Consider the following 24,883-nt stretch of genomic DNA (forward strand, 5'->3'; position numbering starts at 1 on the left):
CCGCAACAAATAACGCGCAAGCGCACTAAAATGACCGCTTTCCGTCATTACGCGCGCCCGTGACCGGCGCATCGCCACCATGCAACATTTCGCGTCCGACAACTACGCCGGCATCTGCCCCGAAGCGCTCGACGCGCTGATCGCCGCCAACAACAGCGGCCACGAGCCGGCCTACGGCGACGACTCCTGGACCAATCAGGTATGCGACCGTCTGCGCGAACTGTTCCAGACCGACTGCGAAGTCTTCTTCGTGTTCAACGGCACGGCGGCCAATTCGCTGGCGCTCGCGTCGCTGTGCCAGTCGTACCACTCGGTGATCTGCCACGAACTCGCGCACATCGAAACCGACGAATGCGGCGGCCCCGAATTCTTCTCGGGCGGCTCCAAGTTGCTGACCGCGCCGGGCGTCGGCGGCAAGCTTACGCCGGACGCGATCGAAGCGGTCGTCACGCGCCGCGCCGATATTCACTACCCGAAGCCGAAGGTCGTCACGCTGACGCAATCGACGGAAGTCGGCACCGTCTACAGCGTCGAGGAAGTGCGGGCGATCGCGGCTATCGCCAAGCGGCGTCATCTGAAAGTGCATATGGACGGCGCGCGTTTCGCGAACGCGGTGGCGGCGCTGGACGTGCATCCGTCGGAGATCACGTGGCGCGCGGGCGTCGACGTGCTGTGTTTCGGCGGCACCAAGAACGGCTTGCCGGTGGGTGAGGCGGTGGTGTTCTTCGACCGCGCGCTCGCTGACGATTTCGCTTACCGTCTGAAGCAGGCGGGTCAACTGGCTTCGAAAATGCGCTTTATTTCGGCGCCGTGGCTCGGTCTGCTCGATAACGACGTCTGGTTGCGCAATGCGCGTCATGCGAATGCGATGGCGGAACTGCTGCAAACGCGGTTGCGCGAAATTCCCGGCGTGAGCATCATGTTCGAGCGGGAATCGAACGCCGTCTTCGCGCAGATGCCCGCGCGGGCCGCGAAAGCGATGCGCGCGCGCGGCTGGAAGTTCTACGAGTTCATCGGCGCGGGCGGTTGCCGGCTGATGTGCGCGTGGGACACGCAGCCGGAAACGGTCGAGCGTTTTGCCGCTGAAGTGCGTGAGTTGTGTATGGCATGAATGGATTGACCAGCGGTGGGTTGCTGAAGCCGGAGACGAAACCGCTTGCTGGAAGAGGTGGTTACGAAGAAGTGCGATGAAGGCGGCGTGTTTAGCTTGAGGCGGACTCGTGCCCTGAACGAGCGCGCGAAACCTGGTGGTGATCAAATCAAGTCTGGCGTCCGTGCCGGTGCTGGAAGAAACGCTAACTTCTACGTTGTACGTTGATGGTGAACCCGAGCGTTGAACCTGCTGGATGAACTGAATGCAAGAACCGCGCGCCGCACGCCGCCGTGACCCTCGCGCTAAACTCAGCACTCGCTAACGCGATAACGCATGACCGCACTGGCCACACAAAAAACAGCGCGCAAAACATAGTCAGACGAGACAAACGAAACAAACGAGACGTCCCCCACGCCATGACCGAATACCGATTTTGTCCACGCTGCGCCACGCCGTTGGCCGAGCGCGTCGATCCCGAGCACGAAGGCGGCCGCATCCGCCAGAGCTGTCCCGACGCCGCATGCGGCTACGTCCACTGGAACAATCCGCTGCCGGTGGTGGCGGCGATCGTCGAGTATGAGGGCAAGATTCTGCTGGCACGCAACGCCGCGTGGGCCGAGGGCATGTTCGCGCTGATCACCGGTTTCCTCGAAAACGGCGAGACACCGGAACAGGGCATCGCCCGCGAGGTGCTCGAAGAGACTTCGCTGCACGCGGAGACGGTCGAGCTGATCGGCGTGTACGAGTTCATCCGCAAGAACGAGCTGATCATCGCGTATCACGTGAAGGCGTACGGCACGATCGCGCTGTCGCCGGAGCTGCTCGAATATCGGCTGGTCGAGCCGGCTAAATTGCGGCCGTGGCGGGCGGGTACCGGCCAGGCGCTCGGCGAATGGATGCGGCGGCGCGGCTTGCCGTTCGAATTCGTCGACCGGCCGGGGCAATAGGCGAAGCGTCAAACCACGCAGCAACCCAGGCAGAAAACCACGCAACCAGCGCGGCGCGAAGCGAACCCGCGACGAGCTGCAATCGACGCATCGCGCACCAGCCACTGCGCACTGCCTCGCTCGATGCGCCGGTCAACGAGTTCACGTTCGGGGAGGAGCAACGCATGGCATACATCTACTACCTGACCCACATCCATCTGGGTTATGACACCTTGTCGCAACTGCCGTCGGAATGCGCGCGGATCGGCATCAAGCGGCCTTTGCTGATCAGCGACAAGGGTGTGGTGGCGACCGGCATCGTCCAGCGCGCGCTTGACGCAATGAAGCTCGGCGACGTGCCGCTTTTCGACGACACCCCGTCGAACCCGACCGAGGCAATGGTGCTGGCGGCCGCGCAGACGTATCGCGACGAAGGCTGCGACGGGTTGATCGCGGTGGGCGGCGGTTCGTCGATCGATCTGGCGAAGGGTGTGGCAATTGCGGCCACACACGAAGGTCCGTTGACCCAGTACGCAACCATCGAAGGCGGCAGCGCGAAGATCACCGACGCCGTCGCGCCGCTGATCGCGATCCCCACCACGGCGGGCACCGGCAGCGAAGTCGCGCGCGGCGCGATCGTAATTCTGAACGACGGCCGCAAGCTCGGCTTTCACTCGTGGCATCTGCTGCCGAAATCGGCGATCTGCGACCCCGGCCTCACGCTCGGCTTGCCGCCGGGCCTAACCGCGGCGACCGGCATGGATGCGATCGCGCATTGCATCGAAACCTTCCTCGCGCCGGCCTTCAATCCGCCCGCCGACGGCATCGCGCTGGACGGGCTGGAGCGCGCGTGGGCCAGCATCGAACGCGCCTGCGCGGACGGCAGCGATCGCGAAGCACGCCTGAACATGATGAGCGCGTCGATGCAAGGCGCGATGGCGTTCCAGAAGGGACTCGGCTGCGTGCACTCGCTGTCGCATCCATTGGGCGGTCTGAAGGTGAACGGCCGCACGTCGCTGCATCACGGCACGCTGAACGCGGTCGTGCTGCCCGCGGTGCTGCGCTTCAACGAGAGCGCCGCCAGCGTGATCGCCGAGCGGCGGTATGCGCGGATGCGTCGTGCGATGAATTTGCAGGAGCACACGGATCTCGCGCAGGCGCTGTTCGACATGACCGCGCGGCTCAGTCTGCCGACGGGGCTCAAGCAGATGGGCGTCGACGAAAGCATGTTCGACAAGGTCGTGCAGGGCGCGCTCGCGGACCATTGTCATCGCACGAATCCGCGCGAAGCCACGGCCGACGACTACCGCCGCATGCTGACCGAATCGCTTTGACGACCCCGCCCAACCGCCGAACGCCCACGCTCTCATGAACAAACCCGCCCCAGCCACCCGCGCCGCGTATCCGCATTTCCTGCCGATCACCACCCGCTGGATGGACAACGACGTCTACGGCCACGTGAACAACGTCGTCTACTACAGCTATTTCGACACCGTGGTGAACGAGTATCTGGTCCGTGCGGGCGTGCTCGACTTCGAGCACGGCGCGACGATCGGGCTGGTAGTCGAAACGCATTGCAGCTACTTCGCGCCGCTGGTGTTTCCCGAACGCGTCGAAGCGGGTTTGCGGGTGGCGCGGCTGGGCACGTCTAGCGTGCGCTACGAAGTGGGGCTCTTCAAGGAGGGCGACGACCAACCCGCCGCGCAGGGGCACTTCGTGCACGTGTACGTGGACCGCCTCACGCGCCGGCCCGTGAACCTGCCCGCCGATCTGCGCGCGGCGCTCGAACCGCTGAGCGCCGCCGTGCAGGCGGAATAGGCGCGTGCAGTCGTTCGTCATCAATCTGCTCAACGGCGTCAGCTACGGCCTGTTGCTGTTCATGCTGTCGGCTGGTCTCACGTTGATCTTCAGCATGCTCGGCGTGCTGAATTTCGCGCATGCGAGCTTCTACATGCTGGGTGCGTACGTGGGCTTCTCGGTGGCGGCGCGCGCCGGGTTCTGGAGCGCGCTGGTGATCGCGCCGCTCGTCGTCGGACTGCTCGGCGCGGCGTTGGAGCGCTGGCTGTTGCGGCGCGTGCGCGTGCACGGCCATTTGCCGGAATTGCTGCTGACGTTCGGCGCCGCGTATCTGCTCGGCGAACTGGTCAAGCTCGGCTGGGGCCTGAACCCGCTTTCCGCGACAGTGCCGTCCGTGCTCGACGGTTCGTTGTTCACCCTTTACGGTGCGGCTTTCTCGCGCTATCGGGCGTTCATGATGGCGGTGTCGCTGGCGATGCTGGCGGTGTTGTACGCGGTGCTGCGCGTGTCGAAGGCGGGGCTGATCGTGCGCGCCGCGCTTACGCACGCGAGCGCGGTCGAAGCGCTCGGCCACAACGTGCCGCGCGTGTTCACCGGGGTGTTCGCGGCCGGCACGGCGCTCGCCGCGCTGGCCGGCGTGATCGGCGCGCCGCTCTTCGTAATCGAGCCGGCGATGGCCGAGTCGCTCGGCTCGATCGTGTTCGTGGTGGTGGTGATCGGCGGGCTCGGCTCGCTGAGCGGGGCGCTGGCGGCGTCGCTGCTGGTCGGCTGCGTGCAGACGCTGGCCGTGGCGAGCGACGTGCCGCTGGGCGATGTGCTGGCGATGGCGGGCGCATCGGTGCCGCCCGAATGGGATGCGCTGACGCTCGCGCAGCTCGCGCCGCTGATTCCCTATCTGCTGCTCGTCGCGATGCTGGCGCTGCGCCCGCGCGGGCTGTTCGGGCGGCACGACGATCATGCGTAAGCGCGGTGGGGCGTCTGAATCGTCCACGACGTCGGCGCTGTCGACTTCGGCGCCGGCAACGTCCGCGCGGCCCGCGGCTCCGGCCCGCGCGCTTTGGCACGCTCTCGCGCCGTGGCTCGCGCTCCTGATGTTCCTCGCCGTGCCGCCGTTCATCTGGCCGCAAAGCTGGCTGCTCGCCTACCTCGCGCAGAGCGCGACGATGATCGTGTTCGCGCTCTCATACAACCTGCTGCTGGGCGAAACCGGACTGTTGTCGTTCGGTCATGCCGCTTACGCCGGGCTCGGCGCGCTGGCCGCCGCGCAGGTGTTCAACCGCGTCGGCGTGCCGCTCGCGCTGCTGCCGCTGGTCGGCGGCCTTGGCGGCGCGCTGTGCGGCGTGGTGTTCGGCTTTATCTCGACGCGGCGCGCCGGCACCGCATTCGCGATGATCACGCTCGGCCTCGGCGAACTCGTGGTGGCGGCCGCGTGGGCTCTGCCCGACTGGTTCGGCGGCGCGGCGGGCGTGGCGATCGATCGCACGAACGGGCCGCCGCTCGGCAGTTGGAGCTTCGGCCCTGCACGCGAGGCCTACGCGTTGATCGCGCTATGGTGCCTGCTGGCGAGTGCGGCGATGTTCGTGCTGTCGCGCACGCCGTTCATGCGGCTTGCGAACGCCGTGCGCGACAACCCGGCGCGGGCCGCGGCGATCGGCTGCTATCCGCGTCGCGTGCGCTATGGCGTGGTGGTGTGGTCGGCGTTCTTCGCGGGCATTGCGGGGACGCTGGGGCTGATCAATATCGAACTGGTGTCGACGGAAAGCGTCGGCATGGTGCGCTCGGGCGCGGTGCTGATCGCTACGGTGATCGGCGGGACGGCGGCCTTCTTCGGGCCGGTGGCGGGGGCGATCGTGCTGACGTTTTTCAGCGTCGTGGTCGCGAGCGTCACGCGGGCGTGGCTGTTTTATCTGGGGCTGTTCTTTGTGGTCGTCGTGGTGGCGTCGCCGGATGGGCTGGCGGGTTTCGTCGAGCGGCATACGGGGCGCCTCGCAACGTATGGCTGGCGCCAGTGTCGCGCGGTGTATCTGTGGGGCGCGGTCGCCGTGTTGTTGTGGTGCGCGGCGGTCGTGCTTGCGGTGCAATGGGCTTACGCCGTGCAGTTTGGCGCGGACGAGGGCGCGGTTTTCAGCGTCGCGGGTGTCTTGATGGGAATGGCTATGCCGCCGCTTTGGCTCGGCGTCGTGGTCTTTTTGCTGGCCTCGTTGGGTGCGGTCGCCGCGCGTTGCGCGAATCGCGCCCGGGCGTGCGTTGCCGGTTGGTCAAGCTCGACGCGAACAGCGGGGGATTCACGATGATCCCAGCTCTCGCCCTCTATGGCATCGAAAAGCGTTTCGGTTCGACGCGGATTCTGCGCGGCGTCGATCTCTCGGTCCAGCCCGGCGAGCGCCATGCACTGATCGGCCCGAACGGCGCGGGCAAGTCCACGCTGTTCAATCTGATCGCCGGCGGCACGCGGCCGAGCGCCGGGCGCATCGACCTGTTCGGCGCGGAGATCACGCGCCTTGCGCCGGCTGCGATCACGCGTCGAGGCCTCGCGCGCAGCTTCCAGAGCACCAGTGTGTTCGCTCGCCTGAGCGTGTTCGACAATCTGCGCTGCGCGGCGATGCTGGCCGAGCGCAACCGCGCGCGCTGGTGGCGGCGTTTCGCCGGCTCGCAGACGGTCGACACCCGCGCCGAACAGGTGCTCGATGCAGTGTGCCTGAGCGCGCGCCGGGACGTGCGGGCCGGCACACTCAGCTATGCCGAGCAGCGCGCGCTCGATCTCGGCATCGCGCTCGCCGGCGGCGCGCATACGTTGCTGCTGGATGAGCCGACCGCCGGCATGAACCGCGCAGAAGCGGCGCGCGCGATCGAACTGATTCGCGAGGCCACCGCGGGCCGCACGCTGCTGATGATCGAGCACGACATGGATGCGGTGTTCGCGATCGCCGACCGGATTTCCGTGCTGGTGCAGGGGCGCGTCATCGCGAGCGGCGCGCCGGCCGCGATTCGCGCGGATGCGGCCGTGCGCGACGCGTATCTCGGCGCGGGATTCGGCGTGGGGTTGGGCACATGAGCGCGTTGCTCGACATTCGCGCGCTGAACGCGTGGTACGGCGCGAGCCAGGCGCTGCACGGCGTTGCGCTGCGTATCGAGCCCGGCGAAGTGCTGGCGCTGGTCGGGCGCAACGGCTCCGGCCGTTCGACGCTCGCGCGCGCGATCATGGGCCTCGTGCGCTGCGAGGGCGAACTGCGCTTCGCAGGCCGCTCATTGAGCGGCCTGCGCACCTTCGAGATCGCGCGGCTCGGACTCGGCTACGTGCCCGAGCATCGCGACGTGTTTCCGGCGCTGAGCGTCCACGAGAATCTGCAACTCGGCGTCGCGCCGCGGACTCGCGGCCGCGCGCCGCGCTTCACTTTCGACGACGCATACACGCTTTTTCCGGTGCTGGGAGAACGCAAGCGCACGCGCGCCGGTGCGCTGTCGGGCGGCGAGCAGCAGATGCTGTCGCTCGCGCGGGCGCTGCTCGGCGATCCCGATCTGCTGGTGATCGACGAGCCCGGCGAGGGTCTCGCGAGTCTCGTGATGCAGCAGGTGGCCGGGTGTCTGCGGATGCTGCGCGAGCGCGGCGTGGCGATGTTGCTGATCGAGCAGCGCCTCGTGATCGCGCAGCAGATTGCGAGCCGGGTCGCCGTGATGGGGCATGGCGAGATCGTGTTCGACGACGGGATTGCGACGTTCCTGACGCGCTCGGACGTGATGCGGGAGTGGTTGGGGGTCGGCTGATCGGCGCTGTTTAACCTGGCCTTTCTATGGCATTGCCGCTGGCGGATTGTCGTCGCGACTTCGCGACGGGCGGAGCATTGCACGGCGCGTTCTCACGAAGCGCGCCGTGCAAGACGAATAATCAAGCATCCTTATTAATGATCCACTCATGCGCCGGATCGTTGCGGAAATGCCAGACCCTTTGTCCACCGGCCATCACGTTCAGATAGTACGAATCGTACCCATACGGCACGACCACCGGATGATAGCCGCGCGGCACCATCACGACATCGTGATCTTCCACCGCCATCGACTCGTCGATGTCGCGCATGTCGGTGTACACGCGCTGAAACGCGAAGCCCTGCGGCGGATCGAGCCGGTGATAGTAAGTTTCTTCGAGTGAACTCTCGTGCGGGACGTTGTCGGTGTCGTGCTTATGCGGCGGATAGCTCGACGCGTGTCCGCCAGGCGTTCTGACTTCGACGACCAGCAGCGATTCGGCGGGCTCGGTCTGCGGAAGAATATCGCATACGTAGCGCGTATTCAGTCCTTTGCCGCGCGTGGAGCGCTTCATCGAAGCCGGCTCGATCAGCCGCGCCGGATACTCGCCTTTGGCCGGCGCGCTCGCCACGCCGATCTCGGCGTCGCGGCGGGCGCGCACCGTCGCGCGCACGTTGGGCGGCAAATACACCGCATACGGCGCGGCATCCTCGAACACGCTGTCGCGCGAGCCGAGCGAGGTCCACGTGGTGTCGGCGGTTTCGATATCCATCGCGCCGGTGAGCACGACGATGCACACCTCGCGCGATGCTTCGAACACATGCACGACTTCGTTCTCGCCCAGCCGGTACGCGGCGAATCCCACATAGCGCCAGCATGCGGACTGCGGCGTTACTCGCGCGATTGTCTGGCCTTCGCGCTGCGCCTTCACCAATAAACTCATGCTGCCTCCTGCACGTTTCTGTCGGGAGCGTCGAGCGGCGCATCGACCAGCGCGCGCAACGTCATATAGCCTTTCTGTGCGTACTCGAACGACGGCGCCACCACCGGGTCCTGTTCCGCTTCGACCACCAGCCAGCCGCTATAACCGTGCCGCTTCAGCCGGGCAATGATCGCCGGGAAATTCACCGCGCCGTCGCCGGGCACGGTGAAGGCGCCGGCGATCACCGCGTCGAGAAAACTCCAGTTGCTATTGCGCGCCAGCTTCATCACGGCGGGGCGCACGTCCTTGCAATGCACATGGCACACGCGCGCGATATGTTTATCGAGCACCGCGAGCGGATCGCCGCCGGCAAACGTGATATGCCCGGCGTCGAACAGCAGGCCGACGGCGTCGCTGGTGCGCGCCATCAGTTGATCGACGTCGGCGGGTGTCTCGACGTACGCGCCCATGTGATGATGATACGCAAGCCGCACGCCACGGCTCAGCGTAAAGCGCGCGAATTCGTCGACGCGCGCCGCGTACGCGGCCCATTGCGCGTCGCTAAAAAAACGCGGCCGTTGATAAAGCGGCTGCGGCGCGCCCTGAATCGAATCGGCCACTTCGCCGTACACCATCGCCGTCGCGCCGTTTTGCGCGAGCAGTTCGAGATGCGGGCCGACCGATGCGATCTCGTCTTCGACGCTGCGTCGAGCGAGCTGTCCGGAATACCAGCCGGACACCAGCGCGAGATCGTATTGCGCGAGCAGCGTCTTCAACGCCTGTGGTTCGCGCGGAAACTTGTTGCCGAGTTCGAAGCCCTGATAACCGATCTGGCGGCCTTCCGTCAGCGCCACATCGAGCGGCGTCTCGCCGCCCAGCGACGGCAGATCGTCGTTCATCCACGACAACGGGTTGATGCCAATGCGTACGTCGAAAGCAGTCATGCGAGCGTCCTCATTCGTGATCGAGGTGATCGGGGTTGCGGGTGTGATCGTCCGACGCGGCCGGCGCGGCGCGCGCCGCGAGCTGCGCCTCGTATTTCGCGCGTGCGTCGCGTACGGCGTCGCGCGGTGAGACTTCCGGCACGGCGACTTCCCACCACCAGCCGCCGTCGTCAGTGGTGCGGGCGGGGTCGGTATCGATGCTGATCACGTAGGTGCGATCCGCGGCGCGCGCGCGTTGCAGTGCGGCTTCGAGTTCAGCGACATTGGCGACATGTTCGGCTTGCGCGCCGAGCGCGCGAGCATGCGCGGCGAAGTCGATGCGTGGCGCGCCGAGCGGGCCTTGCACGCAGTTCTCCAGCAGGTTGTTGAACGGCGCGCCGCCGCACGCCTGTTGCAAGCGGTTGATACAGCCGAAGCCGCGATTGTCGAGCACCACGACGATCAGCTTTGCGCCGAGCATCACCGAGGTCGCGATCTCGCTGTTCATCATCAGATAGCTGCCGTCGCCGACGATCACGATCACGTCGCGTTCGGGCCGCGCGAGTTTCACGCCGAGTCCACCGGCAATCTCGTAGCCCATGCACGAATAGCCGTATTCGACGTGATACGCGCCCGGTCTGCCAGCGCGCCACAGCTTGTGCAATTCGGCAGGCAGCGTACCGGCCGCGCACACGACGATGTCGTCGGTCGCGGAGCGCGCGCTCGAACGCTGCACCGCGCCAATCACGTCGCCCTCGTAAGGCAGCACTGCATCGCGTTGCGGCGCATGCGTGAGCGTGCTCACCGTGTCGCGCCAGCTGGCCGCTAGCTTGTGCGCGCGCGCGGTCCACGTACGCTCCGCGTGCCAGCCGTGCAGCGGCTCGGTGAGCGCTTCGAGCGCGAGCCGCGCGTCCGCTTCGACAACCCGCGCGCGATGCTTGAGGCCGTCGAACGCATTGGCATTGATGGCGATCACGTCGGCCTGGGTGAACAGCGTGTTCGAGCCGGTGGTGAAGTCCTGCAGGCGGGTGCCGATCGCGAGCACGCAGTCCGCGTCGTGCGCGAGCGCGTTCGCGGCCGGCGAGCCGGTCACGCCCAACCCGCCCGCATTCAGCGGGTCGTTCCATGCGAGCGAGCTTTTGCCGGCCTGCGTCTCCGCGACCGGGACGCCGTGGGTGGTCGCGAAGCGGTGCAATGCATCGGTCGCGCGGCTGTACAGCACGCCACCGCCGGCGACGATCAGCGGACGCTTCGCGTGCCGCAAACGTGCACAGGCAGCGTCGATCTCGTCGACGCGCGGCGCGGGCGCATGAAAGCGGACCACGCGCGGCGCGAAGAAATCGGCGGGGAAGTCCCATGCCTGGGCTTGCACGTCTTGCGGCAACGCGAGCGTGACCGGTCCGCACAACGCGGCGTCGGTCAGCACGCGCAGCGCGCGCGGCAGCGCGCTCAGCAATTGCGCCGGGTGCACGATGCGGTCGAAGTAGCGCGACACAGGTTTGAACGCGTCGTTGGCGGACACGCCGCCATCGTTGAAATCCTCGACCTGCTGCAGCACCGGATCGGGCGCGCGCGACACGAAGATATCGCCGGGCAGCAGCAGCACCGGCAGTCGGTTCACATGCGCGAGCGCCGCGGCGGTCAGCAGATTGGTGGCGCCGGGTCCGATCGATGTCGTGACCGCCATCATGCGGCGGCGGAAATGCGCCTTCGCATACGCGATCGCGCTGTGCGCCATCGCCTGTTCGTTGTGGGCGCGCAGCGTGGGCAGCTCATCGCGATGCTGATACAGCGCTTCGCCCATCCCCGCGACATTGCCGTGACCGAAGATGGCGAACACGCCGCCGAACAGCGGCTCGGTGCCGCTGCCGTCTTCGCACGTCACGCGTTGCGCCGCTAGATAGCGCACCAGCGCCTGCGCGGTCGTCAGGCGGATCGCGCCTGACGATGGCGTGCGTGTCTGGGTGGCGTCGTTCGCGGATACCGCGTCGTGATGCATTACGCGCTGATTCATGCCGCCTGCTCCTGATGAACATGATTCGATGTGCCGGCTTGCGCGTCGCTCGCGCCACGCGTTGCCCGCCATGACGCGATCAGCGTTTCGAAGGTATGGCGCACGCGCGCGATCAGTTCGTCGTCGCCGATTTCTCCGGCGAGCCACGCATGGCTCGGTTCGTGGAAGATCGTGCGGCCTACGGTGAAGCCACGGCACGTGGCCGATTGCGCGGCCGCGCGAAAGCCCTCGTTCAACTGGTCGACACCCGCCGACAAACCGAGCAGCACCACGCCCCGGCAATACCGATCACGTTCGGCGATCAGTGCGTCGACGGCCCGCCATTGCGCGGCGTCCATCGGTTCGAGCTTCCACCACTCCGGATAGATGCCGATGTTGTACAGGCGCTTCAACGCGCGATACACGATGTCCGGCGCTTGCGGCAGATGCGCGTGCTTCGGCGGAATGACTTCGAGCAGCAACTCATGGCCGCTGGCCTGCGTCGCGTCGTAGAGCGCGCGCAACTGGGCTTCCTGTTCGAGCCGCTGTTCGATGGGCTCGTCGGGATGGAATTGCACGAGACATTTGGCGACATGCTCCTGCGGCCACGCGATCAGCGACGTGCCGATCGAGCGGCCGTGATCGAACACCAGCGGCACCGAGCCCGGCAACTCGACCGGTCGGCCGATCCACCAGCCACGGCCGGTGGCGGCGTTCAACGCATCCTGACCGTAGCGGTCATCGATCAGCACGCCGATACGGCCTTGCAAGCCCAGCGCGCTCTCGGTCTGTGCGACGGCCTCGACGAACAGACCTTTCAGGCGCGCGATGCGGGCTTCGTCCGCGCCGGTTTGCTGCGCGAGTTCGAAGAACTGGTTGCGATGATCGAACGCGAAACCGAGCACTTCTCGCCACGGTTTGCGCGCGGGCGACACGCGGTGCAGGCGCGCGAGCGTCGCGTCGCGATCGGGGCGGCGCATCCGTTGCGGATCGGCTTTGGCTTCGCGCAGGAAGTAGTCGAGTTCGGCCGGTGTCGGCATGGCCGGCGCGCAGCCGTGCCGCGACACGACCAGCGCGCCGCTCGCGTTCGCGGCGCGCGCGCAGGCTTCCAGCGGCTGATCGCGCAGCCAGCCGGACAGGAAGCCCGACGCGAACGCGTCGCCCGCGCCGAGCACGTTCAGCACTTCGACTTCCACGCCGCCGTGAATCGGCGCATCGTCGAGCGAAGCAGGGACCTTGCCGTCGATGATCTGGCAGCCCAGCGGCCCGCGCTTGAGCACCAGCGTGGCAGGCGTGACCGCGCGCACCATCGCGAGCGCATCGACCAGTTCGGTCTTGCCACCGGCGATGCGAAACTCCTCTTCAGTGCCGATCACCAGATCGAACAGCGGCAGGATGCGCTGCAAATGCGCGCTGACGCCCTCGCTCGCGACAAAGCGCGTTTCGCCGTCCGCCTTGCCCGTGAGTCCCCACAACACCGGGCGGTAGTCGATATCGAGCACCGTGCGCACCTGATTGCGGCGCGCGTACTCGAGCGCGCGGCGGCTCGTGCGGTTCACCTGTTCGGTGGAGAAGTGCGTGCCGGTAATCAGCAGCGCCTTCGACGACGCGATGAACGCCTCGTCGAAATCCGCTTCGTCGACGGCCATGTCGGCGCAGTTTTCGCGGTAGAAGATCAGCGGGAAGGTGTCGCGGTCCTTCAGGCCGAGCAGCACCAGCGCGGTCAGGCGCTCTTGATCGACCCGCACATGGCTGACGTCGCAACCCTCTTTGATCAGCGTTTCGGTGAGGAAGCGGCCCATGTGGTCGTTGCCGACGCGCGCGAGCATTGCCGACGCGAGCCCGAGCCGCGCGCAGCCGAACGCGATGTTCGCCGACGAACCGCCGAGATACTTCGCGAAGCTCGACACGTCTTCGAGCCGCGCGCCGACCTGCTGCGCGTACAGATCGACGGCGAGGCGGCCGAGGCACACGATGTCGCGGCTGCGGCCCGGCGCGAACCGTCCGCCGGCCGCCGAAGCCGAAGCCTGAGCCGAGGGCGGCGTGGTCCCGCTGGATGTGCTGGAGTGATCCATGAATACCCCTGAATAGCTGAGCGCGGTTGCCCGGCACGCCAGGTGCCGGGCAACCGCGCGAATCGATCAGATCGTCGCGCCTTCGAGTTCGCCGATCATCTTCTGCATTTCGGCGCCGCCGGCCATCATGTCGAGCACCTCGTCCTTGCTGATGGTGTCCTTGGTGAACGTGCCGAGCGATTTGCCGCGATTGAGCAGCGTGAACGAATCGCCGATCGGATACGCGTGGTGCACGTTGTGCGTGATGAAGATCACCGAGATGCCTTTGGCGCGCGCCTTGTGGATCAGCTTCAGCACGTTGAAGCTCTGCTTCACGCCGAGCGCGGCGGTCGGCTCGTCGAGAATCAGCACGCGCGCGCCGAAGTGGATTGCGCGCGCAATCGCGAGGCACTGCTTCTCGCCGCCGGACATGGTGCCGATCGGCTGATGCGGGTCGCGCACGTTGATGCCCATTTCCGCGAGCTTGTCGCGCGCGGTCGTGGCGCTGGTTTCGAGGTCCATTACGTTCAGGAAACCGAACAGTTTCTTTTGCGGCTCGCGCCCCATGAAGAAGTTACGCGCGACCGACAGCAGCGGCACCAGCGCCAGATCCTGATAGACGGTCGCGATGCCGATATCGAGCGCGTCTTTCGGCGACGTGAAACGCACCGGCTTGCCGTCCACCCGGTAGATGCCTTCGCTCGGCTGGTACACGCCTGCGAGCGTCTTGATCAGGGTCGACTTGCCGGCGCCGTTGTCGCCGAGCAGGCAATGCACTTCACCGCGTTTGAGCTTGAGCGTGATGTCCTTGAGCGCAATGATGTTGCCGAAATAGCGGCTGACGTTTTCGAGCGACAGGATGTAGTCGTCTTCGGTCTGTTCGAGGGCGGTCATCATGAACTCCTTGTCTTAGCGAGACGCCGCGACGCGGCTGCGCACGTAGTGGTTGAACAGCACGGCGAACAGCAGCATGACGCCAAGGAACACCCGGAACCAGTCCGAGTCGACATTGGTGTAGGTGATGCCGATTTGCACCACACCGAAGATCAGCGCGCCAAAGCATGCGCCGACCACCGAGCCGTAGCCGCCGGTGAGGAGCGTGCCGCCGATCACCGCGGCGATGATCGCTTCGAATTCCGCCTGCAAACCGCGGTCGGCCGCGGCCGAACCGATGTCGCACACTTGCAGCACCGCATACAGACACGAACAGAACGCGGTCAGCACGAACAGCGAGATTTTCACGCGCCGCACCGGCACGCCGACGTTCTTGGCCGCGTTGGCGTCGCCGCCGACGGCGAAGATCCAGTTGCCGAAGCGGGTTCTCGCCAGCGTGAATGCGCAGACGACAGCAAGCGCGAGCCACCACAGCAGCACTTTAGGAATACCCGGCACGAGCGGCATGCCGTTGTCGAGCATTTTCACGAGGCCGATATGACCCAGCCACGCGAACAGGCCCCGGAACGCGACCCCCTGGAACAGCGTATGCGCCAGCCAGTCCTGCCGCGCGACGTCGCCGACGCCGGAGATGATCGTGCGATCGGCGAACATCACCGACAGCGCCAGCGTGAGTCCGCGCAGGATGAACAGGAAGGCGAGCGTGACGATGAACGACGGCAGCCGCGTCCGCATCACCAGATAGCCGTTGAGCGCGCCGAGCAGCATCGAGCCGACGAACGCGAACACGATGGCGAGCCAGATCGGCCAGTGGAAATACATGGTCGGCAGCGCCACCATCATGCCGGCAAAGCCGATCATCGAGCCGATCGACAGATCGAATTCGCCGGCGATCATCAGCACGCAGGCGCCGACCGAGATCAGACCCAGATAGGCCGCGACTTGCGACCAGTTCATGATGCCGTCGAGGTTGAACATCCCCGAGTTGCCGGCCGCCACGCCGAACACGATGAACACCATCGCGGTGCCGGCTAGTGCTGCGAATTCCGGGCGATTGAGCAGATGCCGGAACCACGATTCCCGGCGCACGCGCTCGTCGGCGGCAACGGGCGGCGTGGCTGAAGCCGGCCCCGACGGATCCTGCGGATCGGACGGGGGCTGCTTGCGGTGATGGGGTTGGAAAAGGTTGGCGACACCCATTGAAGCTCTCCTTGATACGCCAGCGGGCGGCTGGTCGACGCAAACCCGCGCGGCGTTTGAAGCAGGTAAATGCGGTACGTAAAGCAGGTGAACGGGCGAGTGCCGGCTAGACCAGAGGCATCTGGCCGGTCCCCACCTGTTTCATGCTAGCCGCCATCGCGGCGGCGCCATCAGCCGATGCGTTGCCTAGCGGTATTGACCTGCGTACTTGAGCACCTTGTCGACATTGGCTTTCGTGATGAAGCCCGGGCCCGAGCCGATATTGCGCGGCCCATAAGAGGGGGCGAGCCCGTAGGTGGCAAGCCGTTCCTTGAATTTCGGATTGGCCTGCAGCATCTCGCGGATTTTGACCGGATCGGTGGTGTGGTTCTTCTTCACGATGGCGAGCACGGCGACCGGGATATAGCCCTGCAAGTACGGTTGCTGGTCGATCGCGAACTGGATCGTGCCGTCCTGGATGCCCTTCGCAATGTCGCTGTCGAAGTCGAACGTGGCGAACCAGATCTTGCCCGCGAGGCCCATCTGTTGCAGCGCCTTGAGCGTCGGATCGGCCGACAGCGGCCCGAGCGTGAGCACCGCCTGGGTGTCCGGATGATTGCGCAGAAAGGCGCTCACCTTGGACTGCACGCCCGTAGGATCCTGGCCGGCGTCGAGGGTCGAAGTCTTGAAGTCGACGCCGATCGCCTCGGCAAAGCCACGGCAGCGTTCGAACGAAGCCGGGTTGGTCGCGTAGTGGTTCACGCACAGGAAGGACTTGATGCCCGCCGCCTTCGCTTTCTCGCCCGCCGCCTTGCCGGCGGCGTATTCAGGCTGTCCGACGTGCATGATCGCGCCGAGCTTCGCGCTTTGCTCCTCGGTGCCGGAGTTGATCGTGACGAGCGGAATGTGTTTCTCGGTGACCTTGGAGATCGAACTCTTGAGCACGTCGAAGTCGGCGATCGAGACGATCACACCGTCGTAGTTGCGCGCGGCGGCCTGTTCGACCAGACGCGCCATATCGGCGATGTCGCCGTTCGGCGGATTGCGGTAGTCGGTCGTGACGTTGAAGTCCTCGTCGGCCTGTTTGATGGCGTTCTTGATGGTGTTCCACCACGAGTCCGAATCCGGCGCGTGGCTGATCAGCACGAAGTGGGCGTCGGCCGCGCGGGCGGCCGAGGCCGCGCCGAATCCCGTCGCCAACGTCAATGCCGTCACCAGAATCCTGAGCGTAGCCTTGCCCTTGCAAAGTCTCATGTCTCCACCTTTCTCGGTCTGTCGTTATTGAGGGGAGCGTCTGGCGGCGGCTTTCGATCCGCATACTGGCCGGCGCATCTCCACCGAAGCACCATCGCTCACGACCAAGATTAGGTCATCTTCCAAGGCGTTGCAATGAAAATTTCACGACAAATAAAAATGGAAAATACGTTCCATTTGGCACGAACGCTGCCTATAATCGGCAGCGTCGGAAGGTCGTGCGGCGCTGCCCGGCAAGCGGTTGCCGCATTGCAATAAAGCACTAGAGAGAAAGCCATGGCGGAACCGAGCACCGAAGAACTGCCGAGCGTCGAAGAATTGATGCAGCGCATCGCGGAAAACTACGAGGCGTTGCCGCGGCAGTTGAAGAACGTCGCGACCTACATCGAGCAGAACCGCTCCAGCGTGATGGTGGATCGCACCAGCGACATCGCCGCGAGCTGCGGCGTGCATCCGTCCGCCGTGGTGCGGTTTGCGCAACGCTTCGGCTTTTCCGGCTTCTCCGATCTGCAGGCGCTGTTTCGCCAGGCGTACACGGGGCAGGGCGCGTCGTCGCCGAGTTATCAGCAGAGGATTCGCAAGCTGATCGACGAGAAGCCGGGCGCATTGTCGGGCGGCGCGGTGGCGCGCGAATTCATCGCGGCCTCGCGCGGCGGCCTCGAAGAACTCGAAGCAGGGCTCGACGACAAGCAGTTCGACGCCGCGGTGAAGATGCTCCAGCAGGCCGACAACATCTACGTGATCGGCGTGAGGCGTTCCTTCCCGGTGGCGAGCTACATCGTCTACGCGTTGCAGCACACGCCCAAGCGCGTGCATCTCGTGTCCGGTTTCGGCGGCATGTACCGCGAGCAGATTCGCAGCGTGAAGAAGGGCGACGTAGTGATCGCGATCAGCTTCGCGCCGTATGGCAAGGAAACGCAGTACTGCCTGCGCGTTGCCCATCATCATCAGGCGAAGACGCTGGTTATTACGGATAGCCAACTATCTCCGCTGTCGCGTTACGCGACCACCCAGCTGTATGTGAAAGAGGGCAGCGCGTTCGCATTCCGCTCGCTGACCAGCACGATCTGCTTGTGCCAGGCGTTGTTCATCGCGCTCGCGTACAAGCTCGAATTGAACGTTGAAGAATCCAAAGACACTGGAGGATACGATGACTGACGCGGTAAAGACGATCGATGTGGCGGTATTCGGCGCGGGGCGCATCGGCAGGATTCATGCGGCGAATCTCGCGCGGCATCCGGGCGTGCGGCTCAAGTACGTGGTCGATGTGAATCGCGAGGCCGCCGCGGCGCTCGCCGCCGAGCATGGCGCGCAGGTCGCGGATATCGACGGCGCGATGGGCGACGCCGCGATCGGCGCGACCGTGATCTGTTCGAGCACGGATACGCATGCGGACCTGATCGTCAAATCAGCGGCGCAAAAGAAGCATGTGTTCTGCGAGAAGCCGGTCGATCTGACGCTGGAGCGCGCGCAGGTGTGCGCCGATGCGGTGGAGCGCGCGGGCGTGGTTTGCATGATCGGTTTTCAGCGCCGTTTCGATCCGACTTTCTCCGCGTTGAAGGCGCGTATCGACGCGGGCGAGATCGGCACGCCGGAAATGCTGGTGGTGACGAGCCGCGATCCGGGCGCGCCGCCGGTCGAGTACATCCGGCACTCGGGCGGCATCTTCAAGGACATGCTGATTCACGACTTCGACATCTTCCGCTGGATTCTCGACGACGAAGCCGACACGCTGCACGCCACCGGCAGTTGCCTGAGCGACCCCGCGATCGCGGAGGCGGGCGACATCGATTCGACTGCCGTGACGATCCGCACCAGGCGCGGCCGGCTGTGCCAGATCAATACCGCGCGCCGCGCCGCCTACGGCTACGACCAGCGTTTCGAAGTGCTCGGTAACACCGGCATGCTGCAGGCGGGTAACGTGCGGCCGACCGAAGTGACCGCGTATTCGAGAACCGAAGTGTCGACCGACGTGCCCGAGGCGTTTTTCCTCGAACGGTATCGCGCGGCCTACGCGCTCGAAATCGCGCATTTCTTCGACGCGGTCACGCAGGGCAAGCCGGTGCGCACCACCGTGGCCGACGGCCTGAAAGCGCTTGAACTCGCCGATGCCGCGACCCGTTCGTGGCGCGAGGGCCGCGCGGTCAAACTCGGCGAGGCATCGTGATGATCGCGGCAGCGGGGCGCGTGCGTGTCGGTGTGGTTGGCCTGGGCCGGCTCGGCAAGCGGCATGCGGAGAATCTCGCGTATCGCGTGCCGGGCGCCGCGCTCGCGGCCGCCTGCAGTCCGCTGGAAGACGAGCGGGCGTGGGCGCGCGACGCATTGCCCGAGCCGCGTCTGTATGGCGATTACGCTGACCTGCTCGCCGATCCCGGCGTGGATGCGGTGTGGCTCGTCACGCCGTCGTCGTTGCACGCGCAGCAGATCATCGACGCACTGCGCGCCGGCAAGCACGTGTTCTGCGAGAAGCCGTTGTCGCTCGACCTCGCCGAGTGCGAGCGCGTGCTGGCCGAAGCCGCGCGCTATCCGCATCTGCAGGTGACGATCGGCTTTATGCGCCGCTTCGATCCGAGCTACAAGGACGCGTTCGACAAGATCGCGGCAGGCCGGATCGGCAGACCGTTCCTCGTGCGCTCGCAGACCACCGACCAGAACGACACCGACGGTTTCTTCGTGCGCTTCGCGGCCACCTCGGGCGGCATCTTTCTCGATTGCACCGTGCACGATATCGACGTGGCCCGCTGGCTGCTCGGCAAGCCGCGCGCGACGCGCGTGTTCGCGGCGGGCGCGGTCGCGCTGCACGAGGGCTTGCGCGAATCCGGAGACGTCGACAACGGTGTGGCGATCTGCGAGTTCGAAGGCGGCAAGCTGGCGATGTTCTACGCGTCGCGCACGCAGGCGCATGGCAACGACACGCAGAGCGAAGTGATCGGCACGGCTGGCGCGCTCGCGATCGGCCACAATCCGCGCGCGAATCGCGTCGAGATATACGACGCCACCGGGATTCGCAACGAATGCACGCCGAGCTTCTTCGACCGTTTCGAAGACGCGTTCCTGCACGAGGCGCGCGCGTTCGTCGCGGCGGTGCAGGGCGGGGCGCCAGCCCATGCGCAAGCGGGCGCGACGCTCGCCGACGCGCTCGAAGCGACGCGCATCGGCATTGCGTTGCGGCAGTCGCTGCAAAGCGGGCAGGCGGTCACGCTATAGCGGCGTGAGTCTCTCATGGCGCGTGCGAACCGGCCCTGCCGCCTCGTGTCCGGCGGCGGCGCGGCGCCTGCTGTAGAATTTGACCCTCTGTCCGGCGTCGCTCATGACGCCTCGTCCCGAAGGTCATCGTCGATGCAAATTCAGATTCACAAGGAAGTCGATGCGCGCGGGCTGATGTGCCCGCTGCCCATTTTGCGCGCCAAGAAGGCGCTCGCCGACATGGAAAGCGGCCAGATCCTCAAGGTGCTGGCCACCGATCCGGGCTCGCAGCGCGATTTCGCCGCGTTTGCGAAGCAAACCGGCAATGAAATCGTCGAAAGCTCGGCGCAAGACAAGGTTTTCACGTTCCTGATGAGGCGCCGCTGACGAGCGGCAGCCGGCCACAACGCGCGCCCCACACAAAAAGGCGCTGTGCCCGCAAATGCGGGACACAGCGCCTTTTTTTACTTCGGTTCGATGCGGATGCGACCGCAAGGCTCGCGCACGAGCGCCGTTCAGCCTTCCAGAACCGGTGAGCGGGTGCGCAGATATTCTTCGAAATCGGCGGCCACTTCCGGGTGACGCAGCGCGAATTCGACCGTGGCCTTCAGATAACCGAGCTTGCTGCCGCAATCGAAACGCGTGCCGTGATACTTGTACGCCAGCACCTGTTCGTCGGCGAGCAGCGACTGGATTGCGTCCGTCAGTTGCAATTCGCCGCCCGCGCCCGGCTTGATCGAGCGGATGTGGTTGAAGATGCGCGGCTTGAGCACGTAGCGGCCCACGACGCCGAGATTCGACGGCGCCACGTCAGGCTCCGGCTTTTCGATGATGCCCGACATCTTGATGATCGAATCTTCCCACTCCTTGCCGTCGACGATCCCGTATGACCTGGTCTCCTTCGGCGGGATTTCTTCGACGCCGATCACCGAGCTGTGATAGTGGTCGAACACCTCGATCATCTGCGTCATCACGGGCGGCGTGCCGTATAGCAGGTCGTCCGCGAGAATCACGGCGAACGGGTTGTCGCCGACCAGCTTTTCCGCGCAGAGCACCGCGTGGCCGAGGCCCAGCGCTTCCGGTTGGCGCACGTAGAAGCAGTCGACGTGGCTCGGCTTGATGCTGCGGACCAGTTCGAGCAGCTTGTCCTTGCCGCGCGCTTCCAGTTCGGCCTCGATCTCATAGGATTTGTCGAAGTGATCTTCGATCGCGCGCTTGCTGCGGCCCGTGACGAAGATCATTTCGGTGATGCCGGCCGCCATTGCTTCTTCGACCGCGTACTGGATCAGTGGCTTGTCGACGATCGGCAGCATTTCTTTCGGGCTTGCCTTCGTGGCCGGGAGGAACCGGGTGCCGAGACCTGCCACCGGAAATACCGCCTTTGTAACTTTTAGCATTTGAATACCCTGAGTCCTCTGGTTTAGCTTTCAGTCCCTGCCCGCCGGTTCAACGGCGGGCAGGGAGCGTCGATCAGGCCGGCAAGCGGGCCAATTGGGCTTTCAGCTTGCCCACCGTGGCCTCGAATTCGGCAAGCCTCTTCTGCTCCTGCTCAACGACTGCCGGCGGCGCCTTGGCAACGAAACTTTCATTCTGCAGTTTTGCGTTGCATTTGATGACTTCGTTGCCGAGCCGCGCAATTTCCTTCGACAAACGCTCACGTTCAACCGCTACATCGATCTCCACCTTCAGCACGAGCTTATCACTGCCTACGATAGCAATCGGCGCGCCATCCGCCTGTGCATCGAGCGCGGCTTCGTCGGCGATGATCTGCACTTCCGACAGCCGGGCCAATGCCTGGGCGTACGGAGCAAAGGTGCGCAGGCGCTCCGCGTTGCCGGTGGCGAGCAGCGGCACCTTGACAGCCGGCGACAGATTCATTTCGCCGCGCAGATTGCGGCACGCATCGATCACCGCTTTCAGGTCGGCCGCCCACTGTTCAGCCTCTTCGTCGAGCTTCGCCGGCTCGGCGATGGGGTACGGCTGCACCATGATGGATGCCTCGCCCTCGGCCGCGCCCGAGGGATAACGTCCGGCCAGCGGCGCCACTTTCTGCCACAGCGCTTCGGTGATGAACGGTATCACCGGATGCGCCAGGCGCAGCACCGTTTCGAGCACGCGCAGCAGCGTGCGGCGCGTGGCGCGCTGCTGGTTCGGCTCGCCCGTCTGGATCTGCACCTTGGCGAGTTCGAGATACCAGTCACAGTATTCGTCCCAGACGAACTTGTATAGGGCGTTGGCGACATTGTCGAAACGATAGTCGGAAAAGCCCTTGGAAATTTCCGCTTCAACGCGTTGCAGGCGCGACACGATCCAGCGGTCCGCCGACGAGAAATGCAGATGCCCGTCCGGACCGCATTCGCCGCACTGTTCTGGCTTGCCGAAGCCGCAATCGTGGCCCTCGCAGTTCATCAGCACGAAACGCGTGGCGTTCCACAGCTTGTTGCAAAAGTTGCGATAGCCTTCGCAGCGCGCGAGGTCGAAGTTGACGTTGCGCCCGAGCGTGGCCATCGACGCCATCGTGAAGCGCAGCGCGTCGGTGCCGAACGCGGGAATGCCGTCGGGGAATTCCTTGCGGGTTTTCTTTTCGATCGACGCGGCCTGCTTCGGATTCATCAGGCCGGTGGTGCGCTTGGCGACCAGCGCGTCGAGGTCGATGCCGTCGACGATATCGATCGGGTCGAGCGTATTGCCCTTGCTCTTCGACATCTTCTGGCCTTCGGCGTCGCGCACCAGACCGTGCACGTAGACGGTGTCGAACGGCACGCGGCCGGTGAAGTGCGTGGTCATCATGACCATGCGCGCGACCCAGAAGAAGATGATGTCGAAGCCGGTGACCAGCACCGACGACGGCATGAAGTGCTCCAGCTCCGGCGTTTCGTTCGGCCAGCCGAGCGACGAGAACGGCACCAGCGCCGACGAGAACCACGTGTCGAGCACGTCTTCGTCGCGCTTGAGCGCACCCGTGTAGCCGGCTGCGGTGGCCTTCGCGCGCGCGTCCTCTTCGGTCTTCGCGACGAAGATTTCGCCGTCTTCGCCGTACCACGCCGGAATCTGATGGCCCCACCAGAGCTGGCGCGAGATGCACCAGTCCTGGATGTTCTCGAGCCACTGGTAGTAGGTGGTGGTCCAGTTTTCCGGCACGAACCTGATCTCGCCGCTGCGCACCACGTCTAGCGCGGTTTCGGCGATCGATTTGCCCGGATTGAAGGTGCCTTCCGGCGCCGGCTTGCTCATTGCGACGAACCACTGGTCCGTCAGCATCGGCTCGATCACGACGCCCGTGCGGTCGCCGCGCGGCACCATCAGCTTGTGCGGCTTGACCGATTCGAGCGCGCCAAGCGCTTCGAGGTCGGCCACCACCTGCTTGCGCGCTTCGAAACGATCGAGGCCGCGATATTTCTCCGGCGCGTTGCCGTTGATTTTCGCGTCAAGCGTGAGGATTTCGATTTGCGGCAGCTTGTGGCGCAGGCCGACCTGATAGTCGTTGAAGTCGTGCGCGGGCGTGACCTTCACGACGCCCGTGCCGAATTCGCGGTCGACGTAGTCGTCGGCGATGATCGGCACTTCGCGGTTCGACAGCGGCAGCGTGACCGTCTTGCCGATCAGATGCGCGTAGCGCTCGTCTTCCGGGTGAACCATCACGGCGGTGTCGCCGAGCATGGTTTCCGGCCGCGTGGTGGCGACCGTCAGATGGCCCGAGCCGTCGGTGAGCGGATATTGGATGTGCCAGAGGTGGCCGTTTTCTTCCTCGCTGACCACTTCGAGGTCGGACACGGCGGTGAGCAGCACCGGGTCCCAGTTGACGAGACGCTTGCCGCGATAGATCAGGCCCTGTTCATACAGACGCACGAACACGTCGCGCACGGCGGCCGACATCTTGTCGTCCATCGTGAAGTATTCGCGCGACCAGTCGATCGACGCTCCCAAACGGCGCACCTGGTTCGTGATGGTCGAGCCGGACTCCTGTTTCCATTCCCACACGCGTTCGACGAACTTCTCGCGGCCGAGGTCGTGGCGCGACACGCCCTGCGCGTCCAGCTGCCGTTCGACGACGATCTGCGTGGCGATCCCCGCGTGGTCCGTGCCCGGCACCCACAGCGTGTTTTCGCCGAGCATGCGGTGATAGCGGGTGAGGCCGTCCATGATGGTCTGGTTGAACGCATGGCCCATGTGCAGGGTGCCCGTGACGTTCGGCGGCGGCAACTGGATGGAGAAATCCTTGCGGTTTTCGTCGAAGGAGGGCGCCGCGTAGGCGCGCTTTTCCCATTCAGGGCCCCAGTGGGCTTCGATGGTGTGGGGCTCGAAGCTTTTGGCAAGCGTTGAGGTGATGTCGCTCGGGGTCTCGCTCATGTGTCGTTCGGCTGGTAAATGCAAAGAATGGTCGATTATAAGCGGGGCGGGGGTGGGGAGGGTTTTTGGGTGCTGCGCGGTGCCCGGTGGGTTTGGGTGTGGGGCGCTTTCCGGTGTGTTTTTTTCGGGGGTGGGCTTTCTTTGAAGTTGCGGTGGTCTATTGGCGTTGCGCCGGTGTTCTTATGGTGTTGGCCTTTCATTGAGTTCACGGTGGTCTGTTAGTGTTGCCCCGCAGAGGGGCAACATACTGGTAACCCCGTGTTTCCTATAACCCTTACCAGGCAAGGCTTCCAACTGGTGACCCGGTTCCGGCGTCCGCGGAAACAGGTTCCGTGGGGAGCCAGTGGGGAATTTGCGGGCGCTTTGCGGGAACCGGACGGCACCCGCTGCGGTTCTATCTCGACGCGCACTGCGCCGCGCTCGAATGGATATGCAAACATGCTGACGCTAATGACGGGCGCTCGCCGCAGCGCAACGCGCCATGATTTCAATCGCAGGAACGAAGTGCCATTGCCGGAACTCCGGGGCGAAAAGCGCGAACTGGTCAAACCCAGGCTTCGCGTCGTCT

The 24,883-nt window shown here is 65.1% G+C and carries 21 protein-coding genes; 12 read left to right on the forward strand and 9 right to left on the reverse strand.

What is annotated here, in order from left to right; all coding sequences use genetic code 11:
• The first annotated feature begins 79 nt into the window (after window positions 1-79).
• From P0D89_RS41240 to P0D89_RS41275, 8 genes are all read left to right on the forward strand, one after another.
• Entirely contained in the window at window positions 80-1,111 is a 1,032-nt protein-coding gene (locus P0D89_RS41240) for a threonine aldolase family protein (protein WP_408365029.1), read from the forward strand.
• 398 nt (window positions 1,112-1,509) lie between these two features.
• The gene (locus tag P0D89_RS41245) at window positions 1,510-2,040 is read left to right on the forward strand and encodes an NUDIX domain-containing protein (RefSeq protein WP_408365027.1); all 531 of its coding nucleotides are present in this window, start codon (window positions 1,510-1,512) and stop codon (window positions 2,038-2,040) included.
• A gap of 164 nt (window positions 2,041-2,204) precedes the next feature.
• On the forward strand, window positions 2,205-3,353 hold the full coding sequence (gene gbd / locus P0D89_RS41250) for a 4-hydroxybutyrate dehydrogenase (RefSeq protein WP_408365025.1): 1,149 nt from the start codon (window positions 2,205-2,207) through the stop codon (window positions 3,351-3,353).
• 34 nt (window positions 3,354-3,387) lie between these two features.
• Window positions 3,388-3,837, forward strand: a complete 450-nt coding sequence (locus P0D89_RS41255) for an acyl-CoA thioesterase (RefSeq protein ID WP_408365023.1) — start codon at window positions 3,388-3,390, stop codon at window positions 3,835-3,837.
• A gap of 4 nt (window positions 3,838-3,841) precedes the next feature.
• A complete protein-coding gene (locus tag P0D89_RS41260; RefSeq protein ID WP_408365021.1) occupies window positions 3,842-4,780 on the forward strand; it encodes a branched-chain amino acid ABC transporter permease in 939 nt (312 codons plus the stop codon).
• Complete coding sequence (locus P0D89_RS41265) at window positions 4,773-6,110, forward strand: branched-chain amino acid ABC transporter permease (RefSeq protein ID WP_408365019.1); 1,338 nt, start codon at window positions 4,773-4,775, stop codon at window positions 6,108-6,110. Before P0D89_RS41260 ends, P0D89_RS41265 begins: the two co-directional genes overlap by 8 nt.
• The gene (locus P0D89_RS41270; protein ID WP_408365017.1) at window positions 6,107-6,871 is read left to right on the forward strand and encodes an ABC transporter ATP-binding protein; all 765 of its coding nucleotides are present in this window, start codon (window positions 6,107-6,109) and stop codon (window positions 6,869-6,871) included. The genes P0D89_RS41265 and P0D89_RS41270 overlap by 4 nt, the downstream gene beginning before the upstream one ends.
• On the forward strand, window positions 6,868-7,581 hold the full coding sequence (locus tag P0D89_RS41275; protein WP_408365015.1) for an ABC transporter ATP-binding protein: 714 nt from the start codon (window positions 6,868-6,870) through the stop codon (window positions 7,579-7,581). Before P0D89_RS41270 ends, P0D89_RS41275 begins: the two co-directional genes overlap by 4 nt.
• 121 nt (window positions 7,582-7,702) lie before the next feature.
• Here P0D89_RS41275 and iolB read toward each other — a convergent pair whose 3' ends face one another.
• The 7 genes from iolB to P0D89_RS41310 form a co-directional block, all read right to left on the reverse strand.
• Entirely contained in the window at window positions 7,703-8,503 is an 801-nt protein-coding gene (gene iolB, locus P0D89_RS41280) for a 5-deoxy-glucuronate isomerase (protein ID WP_408365013.1), read from the reverse strand.
• Window positions 8,500-9,426, reverse strand: coding sequence for a myo-inosose-2 dehydratase (gene iolE / locus P0D89_RS41285; RefSeq protein WP_408365011.1), 927 nt, complete (start codon window positions 9,424-9,426; stop codon window positions 8,500-8,502). The genes iolB and iolE overlap by 4 nt, the downstream gene beginning before the upstream one ends.
• A 10-nt stretch (window positions 9,427-9,436) precedes the next feature.
• The gene (gene iolD / locus P0D89_RS41290) at window positions 9,437-11,419 is read right to left on the reverse strand and encodes a 3D-(3,5/4)-trihydroxycyclohexane-1,2-dione acylhydrolase (decyclizing) (RefSeq protein WP_408378432.1); all 1,983 of its coding nucleotides are present in this window, start codon (window positions 11,417-11,419) and stop codon (window positions 9,437-9,439) included.
• Window positions 11,416-13,473 carry a bifunctional 5-dehydro-2-deoxygluconokinase/5-dehydro-2-deoxyphosphogluconate aldolase gene (locus P0D89_RS41295; RefSeq protein ID WP_408365007.1) on the reverse strand — a complete coding sequence of 686 codons (2,058 nt, stop codon included), beginning with the start codon at window positions 13,471-13,473 and terminating at the stop codon, window positions 11,416-11,418. Before P0D89_RS41295 ends, iolD begins: the two co-directional genes overlap by 4 nt.
• A gap of 66 nt (window positions 13,474-13,539) precedes the next feature.
• Entirely contained in the window at window positions 13,540-14,346 is an 807-nt protein-coding gene (locus P0D89_RS41300; RefSeq protein WP_408367122.1) for an ATP-binding cassette domain-containing protein, read from the reverse strand.
• A gap of 15 nt (window positions 14,347-14,361) precedes the next feature.
• Window positions 14,362-15,546, reverse strand: coding sequence for an ABC transporter permease (locus P0D89_RS41305; protein ID WP_408367120.1), 1,185 nt, complete (start codon window positions 15,544-15,546; stop codon window positions 14,362-14,364).
• A 186-nt stretch (window positions 15,547-15,732) separates the two neighbouring features.
• A complete protein-coding gene (locus P0D89_RS41310; protein ID WP_408367118.1) occupies window positions 15,733-16,779 on the reverse strand; it encodes a sugar ABC transporter substrate-binding protein in 1,047 nt (348 codons plus the stop codon).
• A 276-nt stretch (window positions 16,780-17,055) separates the two neighbouring features.
• Here P0D89_RS41310 and P0D89_RS41315 point away from each other — a divergent pair, with 276 nt between their 5' ends.
• The 4 genes from P0D89_RS41315 to P0D89_RS41330 all read left to right on the forward strand — a co-directional run bounded on the left by P0D89_RS41315 (window position 17,056) and on the right by P0D89_RS41330 (window position 20,352).
• Entirely contained in the window at window positions 17,056-17,937 is an 882-nt protein-coding gene (locus tag P0D89_RS41315) for a MurR/RpiR family transcriptional regulator (protein ID WP_408367116.1), read from the forward strand.
• Entirely contained in the window at window positions 17,930-18,946 is a 1,017-nt protein-coding gene (iolG, locus tag P0D89_RS41320) for an inositol 2-dehydrogenase (protein ID WP_408367114.1), read from the forward strand. Before P0D89_RS41315 ends, iolG begins: the two co-directional genes overlap by 8 nt.
• Window positions 18,946-19,986: a Gfo/Idh/MocA family oxidoreductase gene (locus tag P0D89_RS41325; protein ID WP_408367126.1), complete on the forward strand. Its 1,041-nt coding sequence runs from the start codon at window positions 18,946-18,948 to the stop codon at window positions 19,984-19,986. Before iolG ends, P0D89_RS41325 begins: the two co-directional genes overlap by 1 nt.
• A gap of 138 nt (window positions 19,987-20,124) precedes the next feature.
• Window positions 20,125-20,352, forward strand: a complete 228-nt coding sequence (locus P0D89_RS41330) for a sulfurtransferase TusA family protein (protein ID WP_075301700.1) — start codon at window positions 20,125-20,127, stop codon at window positions 20,350-20,352.
• Between the two features lie 128 nt (window positions 20,353-20,480).
• Here the strand turns inward: P0D89_RS41330 and galU are convergent, their stop codons facing one another.
• Together galU and P0D89_RS41340 are read right to left on the reverse strand one after the other, a co-directional pair.
• Complete coding sequence (gene galU / locus P0D89_RS41335; RefSeq protein ID WP_408367112.1) at window positions 20,481-21,362, reverse strand: UTP--glucose-1-phosphate uridylyltransferase GalU; 882 nt, start codon at window positions 21,360-21,362, stop codon at window positions 20,481-20,483.
• Between the two features lie 73 nt (window positions 21,363-21,435).
• Complete coding sequence (locus P0D89_RS41340) at window positions 21,436-24,315, reverse strand: valine--tRNA ligase (protein WP_408367110.1); 2,880 nt, start codon at window positions 24,313-24,315, stop codon at window positions 21,436-21,438.
• Between the last annotated feature and the right edge of the window lie 568 nt (window positions 24,316-24,883).

Origin of the sequence: Paraburkholderia sp. RL18-085-BIA-A (assembly GCF_046027075.1) — a bacterium.
In the GTDB taxonomy this organism is placed as follows: Bacteria; Pseudomonadota; Gammaproteobacteria; order Burkholderiales; family Burkholderiaceae; genus Paraburkholderia.

Bases quoted from the DNA above. Each gene is read 5' to 3' on its own strand.
- P0D89_RS41255 (WP_408365023.1), top strand. From the start codon at position 3,388: ATGAACAAACCCGCCCCAGCCACCCGCGCCGCGTATCCGCATTTCCTG.
- iolB (WP_408365013.1), bottom strand. From the start codon at position 8,503: ATGAGTTTATTGGTGAAGGCGCAGCGCGAAGGCCAGACAATCGCGCGA.
- iolG (WP_408367114.1), top strand. From the start codon at position 17,930: ATGACTGACGCGGTAAAGACGATCGATGTGGCGGTATTCGGCGCGGGG.
- P0D89_RS41270 (WP_408365017.1), top strand. From the start codon at position 6,107: ATGATCCCAGCTCTCGCCCTCTATGGCATCGAAAAGCGTTTCGGTTCG.
- P0D89_RS41315 (WP_408367116.1), top strand. From the start codon at position 17,056: ATGGCGGAACCGAGCACCGAAGAACTGCCGAGCGTCGAAGAATTGATG.
- P0D89_RS41265 (WP_408365019.1), top strand. From the start codon at position 4,773: ATGCGTAAGCGCGGTGGGGCGTCTGAATCGTCCACGACGTCGGCGCTG.
- P0D89_RS41310 (WP_408367118.1), bottom strand. From the start codon at position 16,779: ATGAGACTTTGCAAGGGCAAGGCTACGCTCAGGATTCTGGTGACGGCA.
- iolD (WP_408378432.1), bottom strand. From the start codon at position 11,419: ATGAATCAGCGCGTAATGCATCACGACGCGGTATCCGCGAACGACGCC.
- P0D89_RS41300 (WP_408367122.1), bottom strand. From the start codon at position 14,346: ATGACCGCCCTCGAACAGACCGAAGACGACTACATCCTGTCGCTCGAA.
- P0D89_RS41295 (WP_408365007.1), bottom strand. From the start codon at position 13,473: ATGGATCACTCCAGCACATCCAGCGGGACCACGCCGCCCTCGGCTCAG.
- P0D89_RS41305 (WP_408367120.1), bottom strand. From the start codon at position 15,546: ATGGGTGTCGCCAACCTTTTCCAACCCCATCACCGCAAGCAGCCCCCG.
- iolE (WP_408365011.1), bottom strand. From the start codon at position 9,426: ATGACTGCTTTCGACGTACGCATTGGCATCAACCCGTTGTCGTGGATG.
- gbd (WP_408365025.1), top strand. From the start codon at position 2,205: ATGGCATACATCTACTACCTGACCCACATCCATCTGGGTTATGACACC.
- P0D89_RS41275 (WP_408365015.1), top strand. From the start codon at position 6,868: ATGAGCGCGTTGCTCGACATTCGCGCGCTGAACGCGTGGTACGGCGCG.
- P0D89_RS41240 (WP_408365029.1), top strand. From the start codon at position 80: ATGCAACATTTCGCGTCCGACAACTACGCCGGCATCTGCCCCGAAGCG.
- P0D89_RS41245 (WP_408365027.1), top strand. From the start codon at position 1,510: ATGACCGAATACCGATTTTGTCCACGCTGCGCCACGCCGTTGGCCGAG.
- P0D89_RS41325 (WP_408367126.1), top strand. From the start codon at position 18,946: ATGATCGCGGCAGCGGGGCGCGTGCGTGTCGGTGTGGTTGGCCTGGGC.
- P0D89_RS41340 (WP_408367110.1), bottom strand. From the start codon at position 24,315: ATGAGCGAGACCCCGAGCGACATCACCTCAACGCTTGCCAAAAGCTTC.
- galU (WP_408367112.1), bottom strand. From the start codon at position 21,362: ATGCTAAAAGTTACAAAGGCGGTATTTCCGGTGGCAGGTCTCGGCACC.